Origin of the sequence: Comamonas piscis (genome assembly GCF_014109725.1) — a bacterium.
Taxonomy (GTDB): domain Bacteria; phylum Pseudomonadota; class Gammaproteobacteria; order Burkholderiales; family Burkholderiaceae_C; genus Comamonas; species Comamonas piscis.
Window position 1 is genome coordinate 2,321,785 of sequence record NZ_CP058554.1, and the last position, 19,997, is coordinate 2,341,781.

The 19,997-nt window shown below is 56.7% G+C and carries 14 protein-coding genes and 4 pseudogenes; 9 read left to right on the forward strand and 9 right to left on the reverse strand.

Features of this window, described 5'->3' with window-relative positions; genetic code table 11:
* Nucleotides 1-59: 59 nt before the first annotated feature.
* Both HS961_RS10385 and HS961_RS10390 read left to right on the forward strand, forming a co-directional pair.
* Nucleotides 60-2,441 carry a hypothetical protein gene (locus HS961_RS10385; protein WP_182327678.1) on the forward strand — a complete coding sequence of 794 codons (2,382 nt, stop codon included), beginning with the start codon at nt 60-62 and terminating at the stop codon, nt 2,439-2,441.
* An 829-nt stretch (nt 2,442-3,270) separates the two neighbouring features.
* A complete protein-coding gene (locus tag HS961_RS10390) occupies nt 3,271-3,996 on the forward strand; it encodes a response regulator transcription factor (protein ID WP_182327680.1) in 726 nt (241 codons plus the stop codon).
* A 345-nt stretch (nt 3,997-4,341) separates the two neighbouring features.
* Here the strand turns inward: HS961_RS10390 and tnpC are convergent, their stop codons facing one another.
* The 4 genes from tnpC to HS961_RS10410 all read right to left on the reverse strand — a co-directional run bounded on the left by tnpC (nt 4,342) and on the right by HS961_RS10410 (nt 7,674).
* Entirely contained in the window at nt 4,342-5,904 is a 1,563-nt protein-coding gene (gene tnpC / locus HS961_RS10395) for an IS66 family transposase (RefSeq protein ID WP_412101656.1), read from the reverse strand.
* 68 nt (nt 5,905-5,972) lie between these two features.
* Complete coding sequence (tnpB, locus tag HS961_RS10400; protein WP_182327684.1) at nt 5,973-6,305, reverse strand: IS66 family insertion sequence element accessory protein TnpB; 333 nt, start codon at nt 6,303-6,305, stop codon at nt 5,973-5,975.
* Nucleotides 6,306-6,355: 50 nt separating this feature from the next.
* On the reverse strand, nt 6,356-6,712 hold the full coding sequence (gene tnpA, locus HS961_RS10405; RefSeq protein ID WP_182327686.1) for an IS66-like element accessory protein TnpA: 357 nt from the start codon (nt 6,710-6,712) through the stop codon (nt 6,356-6,358).
* A gap of 287 nt (nt 6,713-6,999) precedes the next feature.
* The gene (locus tag HS961_RS10410; protein ID WP_238347933.1) at nt 7,000-7,674 is read right to left on the reverse strand and encodes a Crp/Fnr family transcriptional regulator; all 675 of its coding nucleotides are present in this window, start codon (nt 7,672-7,674) and stop codon (nt 7,000-7,002) included.
* 329 nt (nt 7,675-8,003) lie between these two features.
* Here HS961_RS10410 and HS961_RS10415 point away from each other — a divergent pair, with 329 nt between their 5' ends.
* Together HS961_RS10415 and HS961_RS10420 are read left to right on the forward strand one after the other, a co-directional pair.
* On the forward strand, nt 8,004-8,450 hold the full coding sequence (locus HS961_RS10415) for a hypothetical protein (protein WP_182327690.1): 447 nt from the start codon (nt 8,004-8,006) through the stop codon (nt 8,448-8,450).
* Nucleotides 8,447-9,904, forward strand: a complete 1,458-nt coding sequence (locus HS961_RS10420) for an ATPase domain-containing protein (RefSeq protein WP_182327692.1) — start codon at nt 8,447-8,449, stop codon at nt 9,902-9,904. The genes HS961_RS10415 and HS961_RS10420 overlap by 4 nt, the downstream gene beginning before the upstream one ends.
* A 676-nt stretch (nt 9,905-10,580) precedes the next feature.
* Here HS961_RS10420 and HS961_RS10425 read toward each other — a convergent pair.
* Both HS961_RS10425 and HS961_RS10430 read right to left on the reverse strand, forming a co-directional pair.
* Nucleotides 10,581-12,024: pseudogene (locus HS961_RS10425) on the reverse strand (IS3 family transposase); the annotation flags it as partial.
* 769 nt (nt 12,025-12,793) lie between these two features.
* Nucleotides 12,794-12,943, reverse strand: a complete 150-nt coding sequence (locus tag HS961_RS10430; protein WP_182327694.1) for a hypothetical protein — start codon at nt 12,941-12,943, stop codon at nt 12,794-12,796.
* A gap of 632 nt (nt 12,944-13,575) precedes the next feature.
* Here HS961_RS10430 and HS961_RS10435 point away from each other — a divergent pair.
* Nucleotides 13,576-14,547: pseudogene (locus HS961_RS10435) on the forward strand (IS481 family transposase).
* A 39-nt stretch (nt 14,548-14,586) separates the two neighbouring features.
* Here HS961_RS10435 and HS961_RS23620 read toward each other — a convergent pair.
* Together HS961_RS23620 and HS961_RS10440 are read right to left on the reverse strand one after the other, a co-directional pair.
* Nucleotides 14,587-14,703: pseudogene (locus HS961_RS23620) on the reverse strand (IS3 family transposase); the annotation flags it as partial.
* Nucleotides 14,696-15,340, reverse strand: a pseudogene (locus HS961_RS10440) (transposase); the annotation flags it as partial. The pseudogenes HS961_RS23620 and HS961_RS10440, both read right to left, overlap by 8 nt.
* A gap of 922 nt (nt 15,341-16,262) precedes the next feature.
* On the opposite strand from HS961_RS10440, the gene HS961_RS10445 reads away from it, so the two are divergent.
* Both HS961_RS10445 and HS961_RS10450 read left to right on the forward strand, forming a co-directional pair.
* Nucleotides 16,263-16,436, forward strand: a complete 174-nt coding sequence (locus tag HS961_RS10445) for a hypothetical protein (RefSeq protein WP_182327696.1) — start codon at nt 16,263-16,265, stop codon at nt 16,434-16,436.
* A 296-nt stretch (nt 16,437-16,732) separates the two neighbouring features.
* On the forward strand, nt 16,733-16,897 hold the full coding sequence (locus tag HS961_RS10450; RefSeq protein WP_182327697.1) for a hypothetical protein: 165 nt from the start codon (nt 16,733-16,735) through the stop codon (nt 16,895-16,897).
* 309 nt (nt 16,898-17,206) lie between these two features.
* Here the strand turns inward: HS961_RS10450 and HS961_RS10455 are convergent.
* Nucleotides 17,207-18,746 (reverse strand): IS3 family transposase gene (locus HS961_RS10455; RefSeq protein ID WP_182327699.1). Its coding sequence is split into 2 segments (ribosomal slippage): nt 17,207-17,662 and nt 17,664-18,746, totalling 1,539 coding nucleotides; the frame shifts between segments, so codons are not numbered across the junction.
* Nucleotides 18,747-18,924: 178 nt separating this feature from the next.
* Between HS961_RS10455 and HS961_RS10460 the strand changes: the two genes are divergently transcribed.
* Nucleotides 18,925-19,389, forward strand: a complete 465-nt coding sequence (locus HS961_RS10460; protein WP_182327701.1) for a helix-hairpin-helix domain-containing protein — start codon at nt 18,925-18,927, stop codon at nt 19,387-19,389.
* Between the two features lie 279 nt (nt 19,390-19,668).
* On the forward strand, nt 19,669-19,863 hold the full coding sequence (locus HS961_RS10465; protein ID WP_182327702.1) for a helix-hairpin-helix domain-containing protein: 195 nt from the start codon (nt 19,669-19,671) through the stop codon (nt 19,861-19,863).
* The last annotated feature ends 134 nt before the right edge of the window (nt 19,864-19,997 follow it).

Sequence of the window (19,997 nt, forward strand, 5' to 3'; positions counted from 1 at the left end):
GCAATGCCTGCCCGGGCTTCGGGTTTGATGTTCAGCGATAGGCTGACTAAGGAGATGCCATGTGCGCCGATATCCAAATGATCAGATCCAGGAGGCCCAAGGCGGACGCACTCATGCTGCCCGCTCGGCACGCAGACTGGTGGCGCAGTGCATGTTGGCTGACCGTGGGTATGGTTCTGGTGCTGGGGGGGAGCTGCATCAGCCAACGGGCAGAGGGCAAGGACATCGTGTCCGCACTCTCCCAGCCGATCCCCGTGGCGCCAGATTCGGGGGTACTGCTGCTGCTCGTCCCCGACGGTACCTTGGAGGCAGAGCCTGGGGTGAAAGCCTGGAAGGACGCGGCCTCCGAGATTGGCGTGCGTATGACGGTGATAACGGATTCGCAGTTCCTGACCATGGGAACCGAGACAGTGCTGGAATATGCCGGCTTGGTCCTGCCCGACCAGTTGCACACCATTGCCACCGATGCGGTGGTGGCTGCGATACACGACTTCACTTACCAAGGCGGAAAGACCTTTCTCACTTTCGACTTCGGCGCCCTGACCCTTCGGTCCGACGGCATGGCGGTCTACCCCATTCCCAAATCGCGCTTGAGTGATCTTGCCGGTGTGGACTATGTGCTGTACGACAAGTACCTGGACCGTACGGTGGGCTTGGGGCCGGTAACAGCCATGCGCAGCACATTGCGTGAGCTGCAAGTTCCGCCGGGCAAGTCAGAGCCGTTTACCACGTCGCCTTCGCCGACCAGCAACGCCCGCGGCGGCAGCCCCTCCATCAGCAGCAGCGCAGGACCTCTGGCCACGGCCCAGATCGTCACAAGGCTGGGGCAGGCGGCTGCCCGCGTGGCGCAGCCGCTGGGCAAGATCAGCGGCAAGGTGCCGTTGTTGCAGGCAGCGGGGCTCAAGGACGGGGAGGCCATGTATGCGCCGGTCAGTCCTGCCGACCCCGGCGGCGTGCGAGCCTTCGATACCCAACAGTTCCAGATGCTGCCCATGCCTGATGCTGCAGCGAGCGACCGCAGCCGTTCAAGGACAGTGCGGGTGAACTTCGGGCGTGTGCGACGCGGGGCTGAGCCAACACAGGCGAGCGTGGTGTCGCCCGCCACAGGTATTTCCCGCGCTGATGAGCGCGCCAAAACCGACAGCCTTCGCGGGGCCGAGGCTGGCGTGGTGGATGTGTTGCAGGCCTACAGCGGTTACCTGCTCGGTTATCTGATTTACCCGAGCTACGTCACAGAGGGCGCCTATACCGGAACAGCACTGGCAGCTTCGCCGCAATTTGGCCTGGTTGCAGGCCTCAAGGCCTACGGATCCGGGCACGTGATGTTTGTGAACCTGCCGCTCACCTACCTCAAAGGGCGTACTGATGCCCTGCCCATGCACGGCATGTTGCAGTATTTCGCCAAGTATGTGCTGGGCAGCGCACAACTGGCCAATGTGCCCAATGGTGTGCCAGGCATGGTCTTCAACTGGCACCTGGACTCGATGGAGGCCCAGCAGCCGACGCGCGCGCTGGAACAGGCTGGAATCTTCAATACAGGCTCCTCCAGCATCCACATCACCGCAGGTCCCGACACCATCAATTTCGGCGATAAGCTGGGCTTCGATCTCAATAACAACGCTACCGCCAAAGCTTTTCTGCGGCGCATGCGCGCCAAGGGACATGCCGTAGGTTCGCATGGCGGATGGATTCACGACTACTACGGTCTGAACGCCAGCGAAACCAATGGCAGCAGCTTTCTCCAGTACCTAGTGCTCAATCGCCAATCCGTAGCCGGAGCGCTGGGCCATCCTTCGCGGGACTACTCTGCCCCTCAGGGTAACAACCCGCGTTGGGCGATGGACTGGTTGGAGCAGCAGGGCGTGGTCGGAGTCTATTTTGGCGGTCATACCGGCCTGGGCGTGACGCGTCAGTACCGCGATGGCGCGTTGCGCAACGGCAATTTGTGGGTGGTCCCGGTGACGCCCATGGGCAACTACGCCACCTTCGAGGAGTTCCAAGAGTACAACGTGCCTAAAGTGGAGGTCATCGACTGGTACCACTCCCTGGTTGATTTCGGCATCACGCAGAACACGGTTCGCATGGTCTACGCGCACCCGCCTGGCGCTTATGACTGGATTGACGTGATGAAGGACTTGCAGACTTATGCCGCCTCTCAAGGCACTGCCAGGTTCCAGTGGTACAACATGGCTCGCTTGGCCGACTTCATGACCAAGCGCGAGAAGGTGCAGTGGAGCGAGCAAATGGATGGCAGCGGGATCGTCCATTTCCAAGCCAGTCACCCGGTGGATCTGAGTGAGATGGTGTGGCGTCTGCCCAAACTTCGCTATCAAATGCCCAGTACCGTCAATGGCGGTAGTGTGGAGGATGGCGGAAGCGTGTGGCTGGTGCGGGCCGCAACGGGTGTGCGTACGCTGACCTTCAAGTCTTTGCTCAATTAAACCTCACCGTCCATCAGCAGCGAGATCGGTGAACAGCGAGTTAGCATCCTTGTTCACCGATTTTCTGTGTCTGCCCTAAGCGACTGCATGGACGACAAAGATGGGGAAAGCTACGGCCCCCTGGGTCTGCAATAGAGTTTGTTGGCTAGCGCACAGACTCTGCTCATTACTACGTGTAGCCTTGGCAACATATTGTATTGGCAAGTTGCTGTCCGACCTCATTATTGATGGTTCCCTATGAATGAATGATTCAATCGGTTTCTGTGTTGCAGCGTATTCTTCGCTGCTGTCAGCGGTTGGGTGAGAATTTTTCACCGAGATTTAAGGTGTTTTCAAGGAGTATTGATGAGACGTCTACTATCCATAAAGCCAACGGCGGAGGCAGCGCATGATTTCTCCATGATTATGAAGAATGCCAATTTTCAACAATCGAAGGGTTCTGTGGGTGGAGATTCCTTGGTGGCGCATCAAAGCACAATCTGTCCAGAAAATGTTTTAGTCAGGGATCTTGTTATTTCATTGCAAGCGGGGCGGCTTAAATTTTTCGCATCACCAGCAGAGTAGGGGTGCTGTCGCCTAGGTCTAGAGTCGATGTTGGTCAGGTGACTATTTTTTATAAAAAATCGGAGTCGAGGGTATTCTTATTTGAAATAATATTGTTGGACGGTTTCGCCAGTGTATGGCATTCATTGTTGGGGTGGCGAATTTCAAAAATACCTGATGAGGCCTGGGGAACCCCGTTTATGAATAAGATGCAAGCACTTTTCTTTTGAAATCAATAATTATTAGTGTATCGGTCGATATTTTTTTATAATTAATAATCACGATCATGCAACAAAACTCTAATTTCTTTAAATTTACAATTGCCATTATTGAGGAAAATGAGAATATTCGAGTCAATATATGCAATTTCCTTGGGCAAGCAGGTGTACATGCCTGGGGCGCAGAGTCCGTCGAAAAATTCTACATAACGCTGTTGAGGGAAAAGGCCGATCTGGTAGTCGTTGATCTGAGCCTGCCGCGTGAAGACAAGTTGTGCCTCATCGAGCGTTTGGCCGAGCAGTGCATACCGGTAGTCGTCCTGACTGCACGCAGTGATCTGTGCAGCTGTATCACGGGATTGACCACCGGTGCATTGCGGTATTTTGTTGAGCCTGACGACCTGCATGCCTTGGCCGCAAGCTTGCGCGCGCAGCTACCCCTGGCTGCAACGGTGACTGCGCCGGTGAAACTGGCCCTCAATGGTGGCCATCCTGCTTGGCATCTTGACAAGGCGGCCGCTCGTCTGGTTGCCCCTAATCGACACTCGATACCACTGACTAGTCGTGAGCTCCAGTTGATGGTGCATCTGTATGCAGCTGACGAAAACATCGTAGGCAAGAAGGAACTACTTGATGCGATGGGCTATGCCTATGTGCAAGATGGCTTCCATCGGATCGAGTCTCAGCTCAACCGTCTGAGGCGTAAGACTTTGCAGAGCACTGGCATGCCGCTGCCCATTCGTGCCGTGTTTGGCAAAGGGCTGGTCTTCGTCAGCCAACACGCGCTGCGCTAATAAGAGCCGCGAACACAAGCCTTGCTACGTCGCTCTTCATGCTTGCCATATGCCTGTGCAGTCTGCGGTTTGCTGCCTCCTCGGAGGCACCCAGCTTCCACCGCAAACCTGCGTTTGGATGGGGCTTGTTAGCAGCTCCATGTGGCCTGAGGCTTTGGGGTTGACAGCGTGAGGCCGTTGAACCATTGCAGGGTAGTCTTAAGGGCTTATTTGACGTTGCCCGGCGCTTGCTACGTCCGGCAAACAAGCAGCCAAAAATCATGACAAGAGATGCGACCCGGCCGCAAAGGTGCGTAAGCACGCGGTGATCCCATATTGACCGCTGACGGGCGTCGCGGTTAAAGCTCAGGCGTCGGCAGGCTGCCAGCGATGCGGCAGCAGTTGGTCAATGTCCCGGGTCCTGTGCGTTGGCAACCGTGTCAGCACGTCCCTCAGGTATGCATAGGGATCATGCCCGGTCATGCGCGCCGACTGCACCAAGCTCATCACCGCCGCCGCACGCTGGCCCGCGCGCAAGCTGCCGGCGAACAGCCAGTTATTGCGACCAATGGCAATCGGCCGGATCTGGTTCTCGATCCAGTTGTTGTCCACGGGCAATTGCCCATCATCCGCGAAGCGCGTCAGCGCTGTCCAGCGCCTGAGGCTGTAATCCAGTGCCCTGGCCGTCGCCGAGCTGTCCGGCATCTTGTGCCGCTGCAATGTCATCCACTCGTGCAGCGCATTGAGCACCGGCTTACTGTGCTGCTGCCGGATGGCCTGGCGCTGATCGGCGTTCAGATCCTTCACCTCGCGTTCGATGTCGTAGACCTTGCTGAACTGCTCCAGCGCGAACCCTGCGATCTGGCTCTTGTTGGCCGCATGCAGATCGAAGAATTTGCGACGCGCATGCGCCAGGCAACCGGCTTCCGTTATGCCGTTGGCAAACCCGGCTTTGTAGCCACTGAAGTCATCACAGACCAAGCTGCCCTCCCAATCACCCAGGAAGGCCCGTGCATGCTCACCGGCCCTTGACTCGCAGAAGTCATACACCACAGCCTTGATGTCTTCGAAGGCGCCTGGCGCATAGGCCCACAGGTAAGCACGGTGTGTCGTGCCTTTACCCGGTTTGAGCATCTGCACCGGCGTCTCGTCGGCGTGCAGCACGCGGTGGCTGAGTATCTCGGCCTTCAAAGCATCGACCAGCGGTTGCAGCCGCACGCCGCAGGTGCCGACCCATTGCGCCAGGGTGGAGCGGGGGATGGCCAGACCGGCGCGGCCAAAGATGCTCTCCTGCCGGTACAGCGGCAGATGATCGGCGTACTTGGCCACCAGCACCTGGGCCAGCAGACCGGCGGTCGGGATACCTTTGTCGATCACATGCGCGTCGACCGGTGCCTGTTGAATACTTTCGCACTTCGCGCACGCCCATTTGCCGCGGATGTGGCGCTCTACCGTGAATACGCCTGGCACATAGTCCAGCTTCTCGGCCACGTCTTCGCCGATGCGTTGCATCTGGCAGCCGCAACCGGGCGTGCTGCAGGTGGTCGACTCGGGCTCGTGGTGGATCTCGCGCCGGGGCAGTTGGGTCGGTAGCGGCTGGCGTTTGGGTTGTTGTTTGGCGTCAGGCGCTGCAGCCGGTGGCTGGAGCTGTTCGATCTCGACGGCGACGGCTGCCAGGTCGGCCTCTATCTCGTCTTCGAGCAGGCTCTTTTGCTCGGCGTTGAAACGCTCGGACTGGGCGGCAAACTTCATGCGTTTGAGCAGCGCGTTCTCGTGGGTGAGCTTGGCGTTGAGTGCCTGGCTGTGCTTGAGTTCGGTTTGGTGGCGGGCGATTTGCGCATCCTTGTCAGTCACGTGGCCCATGAGGCTGGCGACCATCTCGCGCAGTTGCTCTGCACTGAGATTGTTCAGGGATTGTTGCTGCACCACCATGGCAGCAAGTGTGCCAAGGAAGGCCCTGCGCTGCCATGCGCAGATCCACGGATTGCGCGCCGACTTCAGACCACGGTGATGATGCCCGCGTCTCCCATGCGCTGCCAGGGCAGGCCCAGCACCAGGGTGTCGAGCTGGGCGGGTTCCAACTGCCACTGGGCTTCCCCCGGCGCAGGCCAGATGAACTTGCCCTGGTGCAGGCGCCGAGCGGCCAGCCAGATGCCGATGCCGTCGTGCACCAGCACTTTGATGCGGTTGGCACGTTTCTTGGCGAACAGATAGGCGTGGTGGGGGTGGGCTGCGCCGAAGACGATGACCACCCGGGCCAGCGCTGTGTCGGTGCCAGCGCGCATGTCCAGCGGGGCCGTGGCCAGCCAGGCGGCATCGATGCGGATCATCGCAGCAGCGCGCGCAGCATCTGAGCACAGGCGCTGGCAGCGTCCACAGGTCAATGCAGGGTAACCTTCATGGCGTGATGTTGGAGCTCAATGCGGATGCTGGATGGCGGTGTCGAGGGCTCGCCTTTACTGGCCAATACAGGCAGCGAGGCGGTGAGATCAATAGGGATGAATGCAGGAGCCGGGACCTCATCGCTGAGCAAGGGTGACCCTTGGCGATGGTCCTTGAGCCAGCGGTGCAGCACGTTGGCGTTCATGCCATGTTGCAGGGCCAAGGCGGCAATCGAGGCGCCAGGCTGCTTGCAGGCGGTGAGCAGTTCGCTCTTGAACTGCGGGGTATAGGTACGGCGCGTGCGCGGCACCGAGTAGCGAGGGGGTTGAGAGTCTTTGAGCAAGATCGTGTCCACGTAGGTTTCGTGGACACGATCTTGCTCAGAGGTGAGTATCGCATCAAGATGGGATTACCGGCCCCTTACAAAGGTGCACGCTGCGGAGGCGAACAAACAGATGCCATGGCACTCAGGGATGTCGAACGCTTTTGCTCGAATCCACCATAGGGATACAAGAGCAAGACCGGTGATGCAAGGCCAAACGTGAAATCGATGCAGGCAGGATGAGCGACGCCTACCAAGAGCCGCCATTTGCATGTGAAGAGTAGATGCTTGCCTGGTACTGCTGCTGCGGCGCTGCGCGTTCAGTCAGCGCTCGGAACTGGCAGCAGGCGCTTGTATTCCTGTTTGACCACGGCGTAGCACTCGCAGGTACGCTGCTCAATACCGACACGGTCGTGCACCGTGATATGGCCACGCCGGTACTGGATCAAGCCCGCTTTTTGTAAACGCCCGGCAGCCTCGGTAACACCTTCCCGGCGCACCCCCAGCATATTGGCGATGAGCTCCTGCGTCATCACCAGTTCATTGCTGTCCAAGCGGTCCAGGCTCATCAGTAACCAACGGCACAGTTGCTGATCCAAGGAATGGTGGCGGTTGCACACAGCCGTCTGTGACATCTGTGTCAGCAAGGCTTGGGTGTAGCGCAGCAGCAGATGCATCACGTCACCCGCGCGATTGAACTCCGTCATCATGAAGTGGGCCTTGAGCCGCAGCGCCTGGCCGGCGCTTTGCACCACGGCACGGCTTGGCGTGGTCTGGCCACCCATAAATAACGAGACGCCAATCAGGCCCTCATTGCCGACAACTGCAATCTCTGCTGAGCCTCCATCGGCCAGCACATAGAGCAAAGAGACAATGGAGGATATGGGGAAGTAGACGTGGCTGAGGTGCCCGCCCGATTCGTAGAGTACAGCGCCCAAGGGCATCTCTATGCACTCCAGATCCGGCAACCATTGGGCTAGCTCATGCTCAGGCAGGGCAGCCAAAAGCAGATTACCTCGAGCATGGGAGGCAGTGACCACGGATGCCTTTCTACTGAAGAAAGCGACAGTCCTCATGACTGGCGAACACCCCGGTGGGGAGCAGAGTTATTACAGTATAGTCGGCTTTTTCCTTGGGGCCTTAGGCTGCGGCGCGCGGCGGGAATCCCATGTTGGCCCGACCAGGCTGCGCCGGCTGCTCATATTCATTTATCCACCGACTTGATGAAAGACGCTCAGATCCAAATATGCTCCCGGCTAGCAGCGTGAGCACGTATGATGCGGAACCACCTGCATTCGCAGGTGCGTGCATATATACCAAATCCATGTCCACCCAGGTGCGTTCGTCCCAGGCCACGCCCAACTCGTCTGCAGTGAAGGGCTCTGGCACTGCTGAGTGCGCAGTCGCCGAATCTGCTCAGAAAGCTTGGGAGCGAGCGTTTACCGTCTTATCTCCGGTGATAGGCTATCAAGGTGTGGCCGGGCTCTACAGGCGCGCGCTCTCGCTCAGCCGCAGGGAACACCTGAGCCTAGTCCCTCTTTATGAAGCCACCAGACTGGGTGGGATCGACCTGACCAAACTGCAAGCCATGCTCCTCGCGCTCGATTCAGTAGAGGCCGCTGCTGTGCAGGCGAGCCTTGGGCGTCATTTTGTCGAGTTGCTGTCGCAGCTGATCGGTGCAAGATTGGCTGAGCACCTGCTTCACCCAACAGATGAGTTAATTCACCCACTCAATTTTAATGGCTCAGCCGCCAAGGACCCATCGTCATGAAAACAGGCAAAGCAACCATAAAGCGTCTGGCGACGGGCGTGCCCGGGTTGGACGAGGTATTGGGCGGTGGCTTACCCGAGCTCTCCTTCAATCTGATCGCAGGCCCGCCCGGCTGTGGCAAGACTACGCTGGCACACCAGATGATGTTCGCCCTGGCTACGCCCGAGCGGCCGGCCCTGTACTTCACGGTATTGGGCGAGCCGCCCATCAAGATGCTGCGCTACCAGCAGCAATTCGACTTCTTCGATTTGGACCAGCTCAACCGGGCGATTCGCTTCATCAATCTGGCCGAGGAGATGAGTACTGGAAATCTCGACAAAGTGCTCTCACGCATTGCCGTTGAGGTGGAGAAGCACGAACCCGGTCTGGTGTTCGTCGACTCCTTTCGCTCGGTGGTGCTGGCCGGGGAGGGGGAGGGTCATAACTTCATCAGCCTGCAGAAATTCATCCAGAGCCTAGGCGTGATGATGACCAGTTGGCAGGCCACCACCTTCCTGATCGGCGAGTACTTCACCGACAGCGATCCCAATCCAGTTTTCACCGTCTCTGACGGCTTGATCTGGTTGCGACAAAGCTTGCAGGGCAATTCCATGGTGCGCAAGATGGAGATCATGAAGATGCGTGGCCAGCCGACCCTGCCGGGTCTGCATACCTTCCGCATTGGTCCGGCCGGTCTGCAGGTTTTTGCGCCGCCGCCGCTAGAGGTGTTGGCCGTAGAGCAGCCTGATGCAAAGCGCCTGGCTATGGGCGTGCCAGGTCTTGATGAAATGCTGGGCGGCGGCTTGCCGCGTAGCTATTCCCTGTTGGTTGCCGGGCCTTCGGGTTCAGGCAAAAGCATTCTTGCCGCTGCTTTCCTGGCAGAGGGCGCAAGCTGCGGAGAAACCGGCGTGATCGCTGCCTTTGAGCAGCGGCCGTTACTTTCACGCGGTGCACAAATGGCTGATTTGATCAAGAGCGGGCGGATCGCCGTGGTTGATACGCGCGCGGCGTCATTGTCGGTGGATGAGATCGCGATGCAACTGATTTCCGAGATACGCAGACTCAAGGCTAGTCGGGTCGTCATCGATTCATTGTCGGGCTTCGAGTTGGCACTGGCTCCGACCTTCAAGCAGGACTTCCGCGAGTCACTGTCACGTTTGGTCTCGGCCCTGGCCAGTACGGGTGTCACGGTACTGATGACTTCCGAGTTGGAAGATCGCTATGGGGATCTGCGCTTCTCGCCCTATGGCTCGGCTTTTTTGACCGACGCTATTATTGTGCAGCGCTACATTGAGGTTGACAGCCGCTTGCAACGTGTCATGGCCGTGGTCAAGCTGCGAAACAGTGCGCATTCCAACGAGTTGCGGCAGTTCCATATCGACGACAAGGGACTGCAGATCGGCGACCGCCTGCAAGGCATGGAAGGCCTGCTGAGAGGTCAGCCGACGCGGCGCGCTGACATGCAGGAGTCGTAGCACAGGTCGGCGATTCGCGGATGTCTTGCTGGTTGCAGATCTGTTCTCATGCTCGACGGCTCAACGTGAACTAGTCGACGTCGTGCCCCATGACTTAACCCACCGCTTCACTACCGATCGACCCGTCGCACTGACCGCCCTCCACTGGGGTCGACACCGTCTCTATAGCCGTGTTTTTGTTGCCTTCGTTCATTCCGCTACCTCTCGCCATGACTAGAGGCAGTCCAGATCAGCACACCCAGCACACCCAGCACATTAGTACTTATGACGCATGACAGGCTCCTTGCGGAACGCTGCTTGGTTCGCTGGTCACTCTTACACGCCAGGAGACGCCATGCCGCGATCTATGCTGCTGTGGGGCGAATGCGCATTGCTAACGAGCCTGTGAATCTCGTTTCAGGGTCAAGGTTTCTCGATGGATTTTTGCTGTTAGCGGAGTGGCCGTGTCGGTGTGACTCTGTCGCGGGGGAGGGGGCGGTGGCAGCTTGTCAGGAGCTGGTGCGCCCTCTGCGGTGAAGTCTCTTTTTTGTTCCGCGAGTGCTTTGGGGGCGGGATCGTTGCGAGAGGGGATCATGGCAGCATTCTCCTAGGGCAATGGCTGAGCAGGCATTTGCAGCGTAGGACCACCACTATCGAGTGTCTGTGCGATTGCAAACATTACAAGGGTTTTTTAGTCGTCGACTACCTGAATGAACTGCGCAATGGTGACGCTCTTCCAGTCCCGAGGATAGAACAGTTCGTTCTTGAGGCGACCGAAGAAGCCTTCGCAAGCCGCATTGTCCGGAGAACAGGCCTTGCGGGACATCGAGCGGATGAGGTTGGCATCGCTCATTCTCGATAGCCAGCCTGGCCGGCGGTAGTGGCCGCCGCGGTCGGAGTGGAGCACGGGCCGGTCAGCGGTGTCCTTCACCGTCTCGATGGCTGCATCCAGCATGGTATTGACCAGTTCCGCGTCAGGGCTCGTGCCAATGGCCCAGCTCACCACCATCCCGTCAAAGCAATCAATGATCGGCGAGAGATAGACCTTGCCGGCGGGGGATCTGGAACTCTGTGATGTCCGTGAGCCACTTCTCGTTCGGTGCCGCAGCCTGGAAGTCTCGGTTGATGATGTTGTCGGGCGCGGGGCTGATCTCGCCAAGGTAGGACGCATACCGGCGCCGCTTGGGCTTGGCCACGACCAGGCTCTCTTGCTTCATCAAGCGCTGCACCACCTTCTCGGAGATGGTGACATCTTGCCTGGTGAGCGAGGCCTGCAGCCTGCGGTAGCCGTAGCAGCGATGGTTCGACTCGAAGATCTCGGTGATGGACTGCCTTACTTCAAGGTACTTATCGCCCACCACTGCACGGGCTCGATGGTAGAAGTACGAGCTCCGCGCAAGACCCAACTGAGCAAGAAGCTCTGGCAAGCCATAGTGCTCCTTGAGGGCGTCAATCAGCAGTGTCTTCTCCCGGTTGGACAGGAGCTGCAGATCGACACCCAGGCCTTTTTTTAACAGTTCATTGGCCTTGTTCAAGAGGTCTTGCTCGAGCCGCAAATGCCTGACCTCGAGCCGCAAAGCCTCAAGCTGATGCTCGAGCTCGTCGCGCTCTCGTACCTGAGGAGATTGATTGGTGTGTTTCATTGATGCGGGGGCCTCCCGTCCCAGAAGCTGGTTCTTCCAGTTGTACAACGTGGGCCTGCTCACGCCAAGCTTCTGGGCAACCACCTGTGCACTTCCCTCACGAGTGCACAGCTCGAGGACTGCCTGCTTCTTCAGTTGCAGCGGCCATGGTGCACAGGCGGCCCTGCCGACAGCACGCTGCCGGGACTCGGGGTCCAGCTCATCAATCCAGGCACGCAGCAAATCGCGGCACGGATAGCCCAACGCCTTGACCGTGGAGGCAATGCAGCGCCCGTGCGCGGCGTAGTGTTCGACAGCCTGCTCCTTCTGAATTTGAGAGTACTTCGGCTTCGAGCGCACGTAACCGGACGACAGGTCCAGGCGCCGCTCGTACTCCTCATGCCAGCTCTTCAAAGCGTTCTTCGTTGGGTAGCCCAGCTGGCGGATAGTCGTCCCGGTGCGCTTGCCCAGCTTGATGTAGAGCTCAACGGCTCGAATGCGGTCGTCGTATGAATACATGAACTACCTCCTGGCAGTCCAAGTTTTCGTCCGCACCCCCGGCGGGTCAAGATTGCATCGGCCCTAACAGCTATGACCCATCAAATCAACTGCCTGCACTCTGGCGAAACTTTCACGATCGGGTTTCACTGAATTTTGACTCCGTCCCTGAAGGTTATTTCAGCATATTCAAGCAGATTGCAGACTTGATCGTTGCCCTTGGACAGCGGGGACTCCACATAAACGACAGCTTCGTGCCAGACATTAGTGTTGGTCAATGTTGGGGGCGTCACTGGGTAACCATAGGAGGCGATGAGAAGTTTGGGCCTCGCATAAACTACCAGCACAACTATCCGGACTATTATCCTCAAGCGGCCAGCAACCCGCAGGTGCCATGATGCTACCCTGAAGCAGCACTTGGTGAGTTCCAAAGGTGGTTCCGCGAAAGCTATCCAAGGAGGGGCGCCTGAAGTCATATCTGCTCAATAAAGTGAAAGATCACACTCTGCCTGCACCGTTTGTCGAACAAGCAATCCAACTGCTTGATCACAAAACACCTCCGCGTCAAATCCAATAGACTCACTTCAAGCCACCTCCGGGTGGCTTTTCTTTTGCCTGCGCGGTAACTTCCATCCAGAAGGCAGTCACGGCCCCTCGCAGTCCAGCGCTGTAGAGGTGATGGGGATGCACTTCACTTTTAAAGCCGTGCTAGGACCTTCAATAAAAGAGCCCACCGAAGTGGGCCATGAATAGCGATCTAAGCCGTCATTTCATTTAATGCAAACTCCAATCACTTGGGTTGCGTGTCTGGCTTTTTGCTGTCTGCTTGCTTGCCATCTGGTTGCTTCTGACCAGGATTTTGCTGATCTTGCTGACCAGGTTTTTTCTGGTCTTGCCCAGGTTGCTGCTGGCCAGAGTTTTGCGGTTGTTGCTGAGACATGATGATTCCTTAAATCAAGTGAGTGATAAGGTGCTTCTGTCGCTAGCGGGAGCGCCTCTCGAATCAGTGTTCTGCTGTGGCATTGCACTGATGATCAGTGTGCGTGGACACCATCAGGTTTGTCGTAGGAGATGCAGGCGCTTACATCCTGATTTGTACATACTCAGCTTGAGACAACATTGTCGGAACAAAGAGCGGTCTCAAGAAGAAAAACACTCAGGGATGCGGTTTAAGGCCATTAAAAAGCGTAAGGTGAATCAAGGCAATCCATCTCGATTCGCCGCAATAGACCGGAGGTCTAAATGTTCAAATTCTCAGCCTATCCCCCAGCTTCGTTTTGGGATGAGTCCAAACAGATGGGTCACACTTCGAGCGTTCCAGCGCCCCAGGAACAACCGAAGAAACCGCCTACAGACCCTGATAAAGCTGGCCAGGGCCAACAAATTGCAGGAGCCTTTGCTTTTAAGTTCTTGTAAAAGCACGCTCCCACCTCAACCGCCTCAGGGCGGTTTTTTGTTGCCTAGTTGTCGCATCCCTGACGATTGCATAGGCAAAAACCGCTATCCGCTGTTCATGGCTCGCGAGGTGCTGCGAGAGCTTGTACAGTCAGTGCAGTCCACCGGGAGCCCGTCATGCAAATAGCCCTGCACAAGAATGCCCGTACCACCCCAGCAGTGCGTGCCCTGATCGCTTCCAGCGATGAGACCGCCAGCGTGCTGGCCCAGCGCTTTGGCATTTCCGAACAGACGGTCTACAAATGGAAGAAGCGCGAAAGCGTGCAAGACCGCTCTCACACCGCCCATCGCCTGCAAACACAGCTCACACCCGCGCAAGAAATCGTGGTGGTACACCTTCGCCGGGCCTTATTGTTGCCCCTCGATGACTTGCTAGCTGTCACCCGCGAGTTCATCTGGAGCACGGTATCGCGCTCGGGCCTGGACCGGTGCCTGCGCAGGCACGGCGTGGGCAATCTCAACGCTTTGAAGCCAGCCGAGCCCAAAGAGGTGCACAAGGCTATTAAGAGCTATGTGCCCGGCTATTTGCACATGGATGTGAAGTACTTGCCCCAGATGCAGGACGAGCCCAAGCGCCGCTATTTGTTCGTGGTCATCGACAGGGCCACGCGCTGGGTGTTTGTGCAGATCAAGTCTGCCAAAACGGCAGCCGGCGCCAAAGCATTCTTGAGGGCCCTGCACAAAGCCTGTCCGATCAAGATAACCAGGCTGCTGACCGACAACGGCAAAGAGTTCACTGATCGCTTGTTTGTCAGTCATGCAAGAGCGCCCAGCGGCAGCCGTGAATTGGACCTGCTTTGCGAGCAACTGGGTATCGAGCATCGCCTGACGCAGCCCCGGACACCCAGAACCAACGGCATGGTTGAACGCTTCAACGGCCGCATCGCAGATGTCCTCAAGACACATCGCTTTAACAGCGCCGAGGATTTGAAGCAGACGCTGATGCGTTACGTGGCCTTGTACAACCACCAATTACCGCAATAAGCGCTGCAAAGCAAAACGCCCATCCAGGTTATGAAGCAGTGGCACCAAACGCATCCTGAACTGTTCATTAAGCGGCTCTATGATCGTCCGGGATGCGACACCTAGTCTCTACTTGGGCTTCCCTCAGTTTCCCGGACGCTTTGCCTAGCCCTTTAAACGTTGCCGCTCCTCAAATTGAACCGGGCTAAGGTAGTTCAATTTTGAGTGTTTCCTGAACGGATTGTAGAACCGCTCGATGTAGTCGAACACATCGGCCCAGGCCTTTTTTTAGTAGTTCATTGGCCTTATTCAAGAGGTCTTGCTCTAGCCGCAGTTGCCTTACCTCCCGGCGCAAAGCCTCAAGCTGATGCTCGAGCTCGTCGCGCTCTCGTACCTGAGGAGATTGATTGGTGTGTTTCATTGATGCGGGGGCCTCCCGTCCCAGAAGCTGGTTCTTCCAGTTGTACAACGTGGGCCTGCTCACGCCAAGCTTCTGGGCAACCACCTGTGCACTTCCCTCACGAGTGCACAGCTCGAGGACTGCCTGCTTCTTCAGTTGCAGCGGCCATGGTGCACAGGCGGCCCTGCCGACAACACGCTGCCGGGACTCGGGGTCCAGCTCATCAATCCAGGCACGCAGCAAATCGCGGCACGGATAGCCCAACGCCTTGACCGTGGAGGCAATGCAGCGCCCGTGCGCGGCGTAGTGTTCGACAGCCTGCTCCTTCTGAATTTGAGAGTACTTCGGCTTCGAGCGCACGTAACCGGACGACAGGTCCAGGCGCCGCTCGTACTCCTCATGCCAGCTCTTCAAAGCGTTCTTCGTCGGGTAGCCCAGCTGCCGGATGGTAGGCCTAACGCGTTTGCCCATCTTGATGTAGAGCTCAACGGCTCGAATGCGGTCGTCGTATGAATACATGAACTACCTCCTGGCAATCCAAGTTTTCGTCCGCATCCCCATAGGTCACCGCTGGCAGCTGGAGGCCAGGCCCAACGCACCGGGATGACCACGCAGCAGTTGCACCACGCGATGGGTGCAAGTGATCGAGCGAGCTCCCTCAAGTCTTTAAAAAGTTAGCCGCCGATGTTGCTTGCCCGCGTACGTGGGGCATTCGTCCGGCCAATTGCATCAGCGGACATGCCCGCTGCTCAGCGCAGTGTCCCGACTGAGCGCCTGCCGCCAAAGCGCGTATACGGCCAAACAGGGTGAGGCGAAGACGGCCAATAGCGAAAACGGTCATGCCATTTGGAATCGTGGCAAGCCCTTGGCAATAAGGGCAAAGCTAAAGCCGCGTGACAGGCGTTTTTGTCTTCCAAGTAAGTCTTTGTGCAATCCAGTTTAAAGGGTTTAAAGAGAGTACTGTCAAAGTAGGCGATCTATCTCGATTCGCCGCCATAGACCGGAGGTCTATATGCTTATGTACCCTCGTCCTGATAGGAAGCTCTCGCTCTGGGAGCATGTGAAATCATTCTTCTCTATAAGAAAGCCTGAACAAGCACCAGTCGTTGATCAAGGCAAAAAGCTTCCCAAGGAGCCTGAAAATCCCGATCGCAAAGCTACTGTGTTTCCCGGTTCCGGCGATTTCTAAAGTATACGGAGGCGTCAATGACTCCCACAGAAAAAACCATCTTCAACTTTCGATTGAGGAAGACCGCGACACTGAGAGATGTTGATAGTCACAATGTGTCAGATGACGACTATGTGTTCCATCGTTCGGCCCGCTCTGGCGAGAAAGAGGAAAAGGAGACTCCCATGCAACTACTAAAGGAAAAGACAGCACGCATACACAAGCAAGCCGTGCTTCAAAAAGCCCTTGACCCTACTTAGACCGGAGGTCTATATGTTCTCGCTTCTTGCCTACAAACGACACATGGAGTTCTGGCGCGACATGCGCGACATCTTGGTGATGCCCATCGAGAAAATGGAACCCATCTTTGCTGAAGTTAAGAGCCCCCAAAAGCAGCAGCCAAAGGATGATCGAGCCCGAAATAAAAAGCGGAAAACCGAATGCTGAAGAGGTGCAGAGAGCGCAATTGAGGCAGCAGTTTCAGCATCCGGACATTCGGCGCCCGCCCTAAGCGAGATCAGGGGCAAAGCCAAGCATCGCGAGTCGGTGCTTTTTTATTGTCCACCGACCGCACTGAGCCTACCCGGAGCGTATCCGGGCGCGAAACCTAAGCCTTGTTACAGAGGGCTTAGGTTTCCGAAACTAAAGTAAGTGTTTACTCCATATAGTTTTTTAGCCAATAAAAGGAGTACCCTGCAAGGAGGCAACTCAACCTGAGTTGCCAAATTAGACCGGAGGTCTATATGTTTCCACTTCTTTTGTACCAACGAAACATGGAATTCTGGCGCGATCTGCGCAACATCTGGTTGATGCCGATGAACGAAATTTCGGCTCTGCTCCCAGAGGCGAAGAGTCCAGAAAAGCAGCCGACGAAAGACGAGCAGGCTAAAGGCAAAAAACGCAAGTAGATCTGTGTGTCGTATTCAGAAAACGCAATTGCAGCAGTTTTAATGTCCTAGCAATCGGCGACCGCCCTGGCGATAACGGAGCAAGCTAAAGCATCGCGAGTCGGTGCTTTTGTTTGCTCACCATGCTCCCTACGTCGCCCCTAAGTGGCGCTTGGTAGGCCCTGAGCCTTGCGGCAGAGGGATTAGGTTTCCAAAACGACGATCAGTGTTCGTCTTGCTCGACGGGAATCGGCTGCTTCTGAAGCTGAGAGTGTTAGTGCCGATGCAAATCTGATCAGCTGGGGGTGCGGATAAAAACTTGGACTGGTGTTATGCCGTAAGTCCGAGGCTCACCCGGTATTCGATGGGACTGAGTGAGCCAAGGGATATCTTGATCCGCTTTTCGTTGTACCAGCGAATGTAGTCGTCGACTACCTGAATGAACTGCGCAATGGTGACGCTCTTCCAGTCCCGAGGATAGAACAGTTCGTTCTTGAGGCGACCGAAGAAGCCTTCGCAAGCCGCATTGTCCGGAGAACAGGCCTTGCGGGACATCGAGCGGATGAGGTTGGCATCGCTCATTCTCGATAGCCAGCCTGGCCGGCGGTAGTGGCCGCCGCGGTCGGAGTGGAGCACGGGCCGGTCAGCGGTGTCCTTCACCGTCTCGATGGCTGCATCCAGCATGGTATTGACCAGTTCCGCGTCAGGGCTCGTGCCAATGGCCCAGCTCACCACCATCCCGTCAAAGCAATCAATGATCGGCGAGAGATAGACCTTGCCGGCGGGGGATCTGGAACTCTGTGATGTCCGTGAGCCACTTCTCGTTCGGTGCCGCAGCCTGGAAGTCTCGGTTGATGATGTTGTCGGGCGCGGGGCTGATCTCGCCAAGGTAGGACGCATACCGGCGCCGCTTGGGCTTGGCCACGACCAGGCTCTCTTGCTTCATCAAGCGCTGCACCACCTTCTCGGAGATGGTGACATCTTGCCTGGTGAGCGAGGCCTGCAGCCTGCGGTAGCCGTAGCAGCGATGGTTCGACTCGAAGATCTCGGTGATGGACTGCCTTACTTCAAGGTACTTATCGCCCACCACTGCACGGGCTCGATGGTAGAAGTACGAGCTCCGCGCAAGACCCAACTGAGCAAGAAGCTCTGGCAAGCCATAGTGCTCCTTGAGGGCGTCAATCAGCAGTGTCTTCTCCCGGTTGGACAGGAGCTGCAGATCGACACCCAGGCCTTTTTTTAACAGTTCATTGGCCTTGTTCAAGAGGTCTTGCTCGAGCCGCAAATGCCTGACCTCGAGCCGCAAAGCCTCAAGCTGATGCTCGAGCTCGTCGCGCTCTCGTACCTGAGGAGATTGATTGGTGTGTTTCATTGATGCGGGGGCCTCCCGTCCCAGAAGCTGGTTCTTCCAGTTGTACAACGTGGGCCTGCTCACGCCAAGCTTCTGGGCAACCACCTGTGCACTTCCCTCACGAGTGCACAGCTCGAGGACTGCCTGCTTCTTCAGTTGCAGCGGCCATGGTGCACAGGCGGCCCTGCCGACAGCACGCTGCCGGGACTCGGGGTCCAGCTCATCAATCCAGGCACGCAGCAAATCGCGGCACGGATAGCCCAACGCCTTGACCGTGGAGGCAATGCAGCGCCCGTGCGCGGCGTAGTGTTCGACAGCCTGCTCCTTCTGAATTTGAGAGTACTTCGGCTTCGAGCGCACGTAACCGGACGACAGGTCCAGGCGCCGCTCGTACTCCTCATGCCAGCTCTTCAAAGCGTTCTTCGTCGGGTAGCCCAGCTGCCGGATGGTAGGCCTAACGCGTTTGCCCATCTTGATGTAGAGCTCAACGGCTCGAATGCGGTCGTCGTATGAATACATGAACTACCTCCTGGCAGTCCAAGTTTTCGTCCGCATCCTACAAATTATAGAGCCTCTTGCGGTGTAGGATAAAGCCTGCAATCAGAATCCGCTGAAGAAGTCTGTTGAAAAGGGATTACGGTGTTAGGCGCCCAAAAGCAGTGGATGCACCTGCTACTCATTTTGCCATTTGAAATAAATGTCAGATAAAAAAACAAAAACACTTTTGCAAGGCAAGCTCTCTCCCGGATTGGTGAAAATCCTCGCAAAAAACAATCTACACACAGTGGAGGCAGTCAAGCGAGCTTATCCCGAAAGACTGCTGAGAATGCCAGGCATTGGCATTGTGCGCTTCCGGATGATTGAAGCAGAGTTGATTCACAGCGGCCCCTACAGACCCCTTTTTGCTGCTTCCCCTTTTCCTGAAGTACCTGGTTCAACTCTGAAAAATTCCCCATTGCCGCTGGCTACAGTACGCCGCTTGGCAAGAAATGGCGTCTTTACTGAACAGCAGCTACGCGAAGCCTATCCTGAGAAGCTGATGAAGATTAGTTTTATTGGATTAGTTTCACTTCGCGAAATCGAGCGCATCTTTTTTCCAGGGCAGCGATACGATCCTCCTAAACGTAAGCAGCCACCCCCAAACTTTCCCCGATGGAGTTAACGAAGTTGCCAAGGAGGTTCCGAAGTCCTGCTGGAAAAGATCTATGATGAATTTACCATGCATAACGAACCGCAACTCGAGACGCCTCTAGGCGATCTACTGCCACTCCGAGCGAAGTCCGTTCTCTTAAAGAATGGACTTCATACAATGGAGGAAGTCCGCCGGGCATACCCGGATCAACTTTTGAAGATGAGAGGCATGGGGATGCTTCGATTCAGGGACATCGAGGGAGCGCTCTTCCCAGGTGAGTCATTCACTCCTGCCATGCCGAGACCTCCAGTGCGTCAGATTAAAGGCTCATCTCTCAATGGCGTGCTATCCCCAGCCACGGTTCAAGCGTTGGCGCGCGGCGGGATCACGACTGTTGAGCAGTTGCGGGCAATGAACCCCAAGCAACTGATGAAGATTGATGGCTTCGGCGCTGGGAAGCTCAGGGAGATCGAGAGCGTGTTCTTTGCGGGGGGGCAGGCGTGACCCAGTGCTGAAGTAGCAATCGTGGTCCACCTCCCAGCTGCATTGCAAACGCAGTGAAAGCTTCAGAATTGCTAAATGTTGTTCATTGTCAATTCGTAACGTTTAGCACAAATCATGGAAATTATTGTTACTTG

What these genes read in the sequence shown, in the direction of transcription:
- HS961_RS10420 (WP_182327692.1), top strand. Translation starts at nt 8,447, where the DNA reads ATGAAAACAGGCAAAGCAACCATAAAGCGTCTGGCGACGGGCGTGCCC.
- HS961_RS10415 (WP_182327690.1), top strand. Translation starts at nt 8,004, where the DNA reads ATGTCCACCCAGGTGCGTTCGTCCCAGGCCACGCCCAACTCGTCTGCA.
- HS961_RS10390 (WP_182327680.1), top strand. Translation starts at nt 3,271, where the DNA reads ATGCAACAAAACTCTAATTTCTTTAAATTTACAATTGCCATTATTGAG.
- tnpB (WP_182327684.1), bottom strand. Translation starts at nt 6,305, where the DNA reads ATGATCCGCATCGATGCCGCCTGGCTGGCCACGGCCCCGCTGGACATG.
- HS961_RS10430 (WP_182327694.1), bottom strand. Translation starts at nt 12,943, where the DNA reads ATGTCTCAGCAACAACCGCAAAACTCTGGCCAGCAGCAACCTGGGCAA.
- HS961_RS10385 (WP_182327678.1), top strand. Translation starts at nt 60, where the DNA reads ATGTGCGCCGATATCCAAATGATCAGATCCAGGAGGCCCAAGGCGGAC.
- HS961_RS10445 (WP_182327696.1), top strand. Translation starts at nt 16,263, where the DNA reads ATGTTCTCGCTTCTTGCCTACAAACGACACATGGAGTTCTGGCGCGAC.
- HS961_RS10450 (WP_182327697.1), top strand. Translation starts at nt 16,733, where the DNA reads ATGTTTCCACTTCTTTTGTACCAACGAAACATGGAATTCTGGCGCGAT.
- HS961_RS10460 (WP_182327701.1), top strand. Translation starts at nt 18,925, where the DNA reads ATGTCAGATAAAAAAACAAAAACACTTTTGCAAGGCAAGCTCTCTCCC.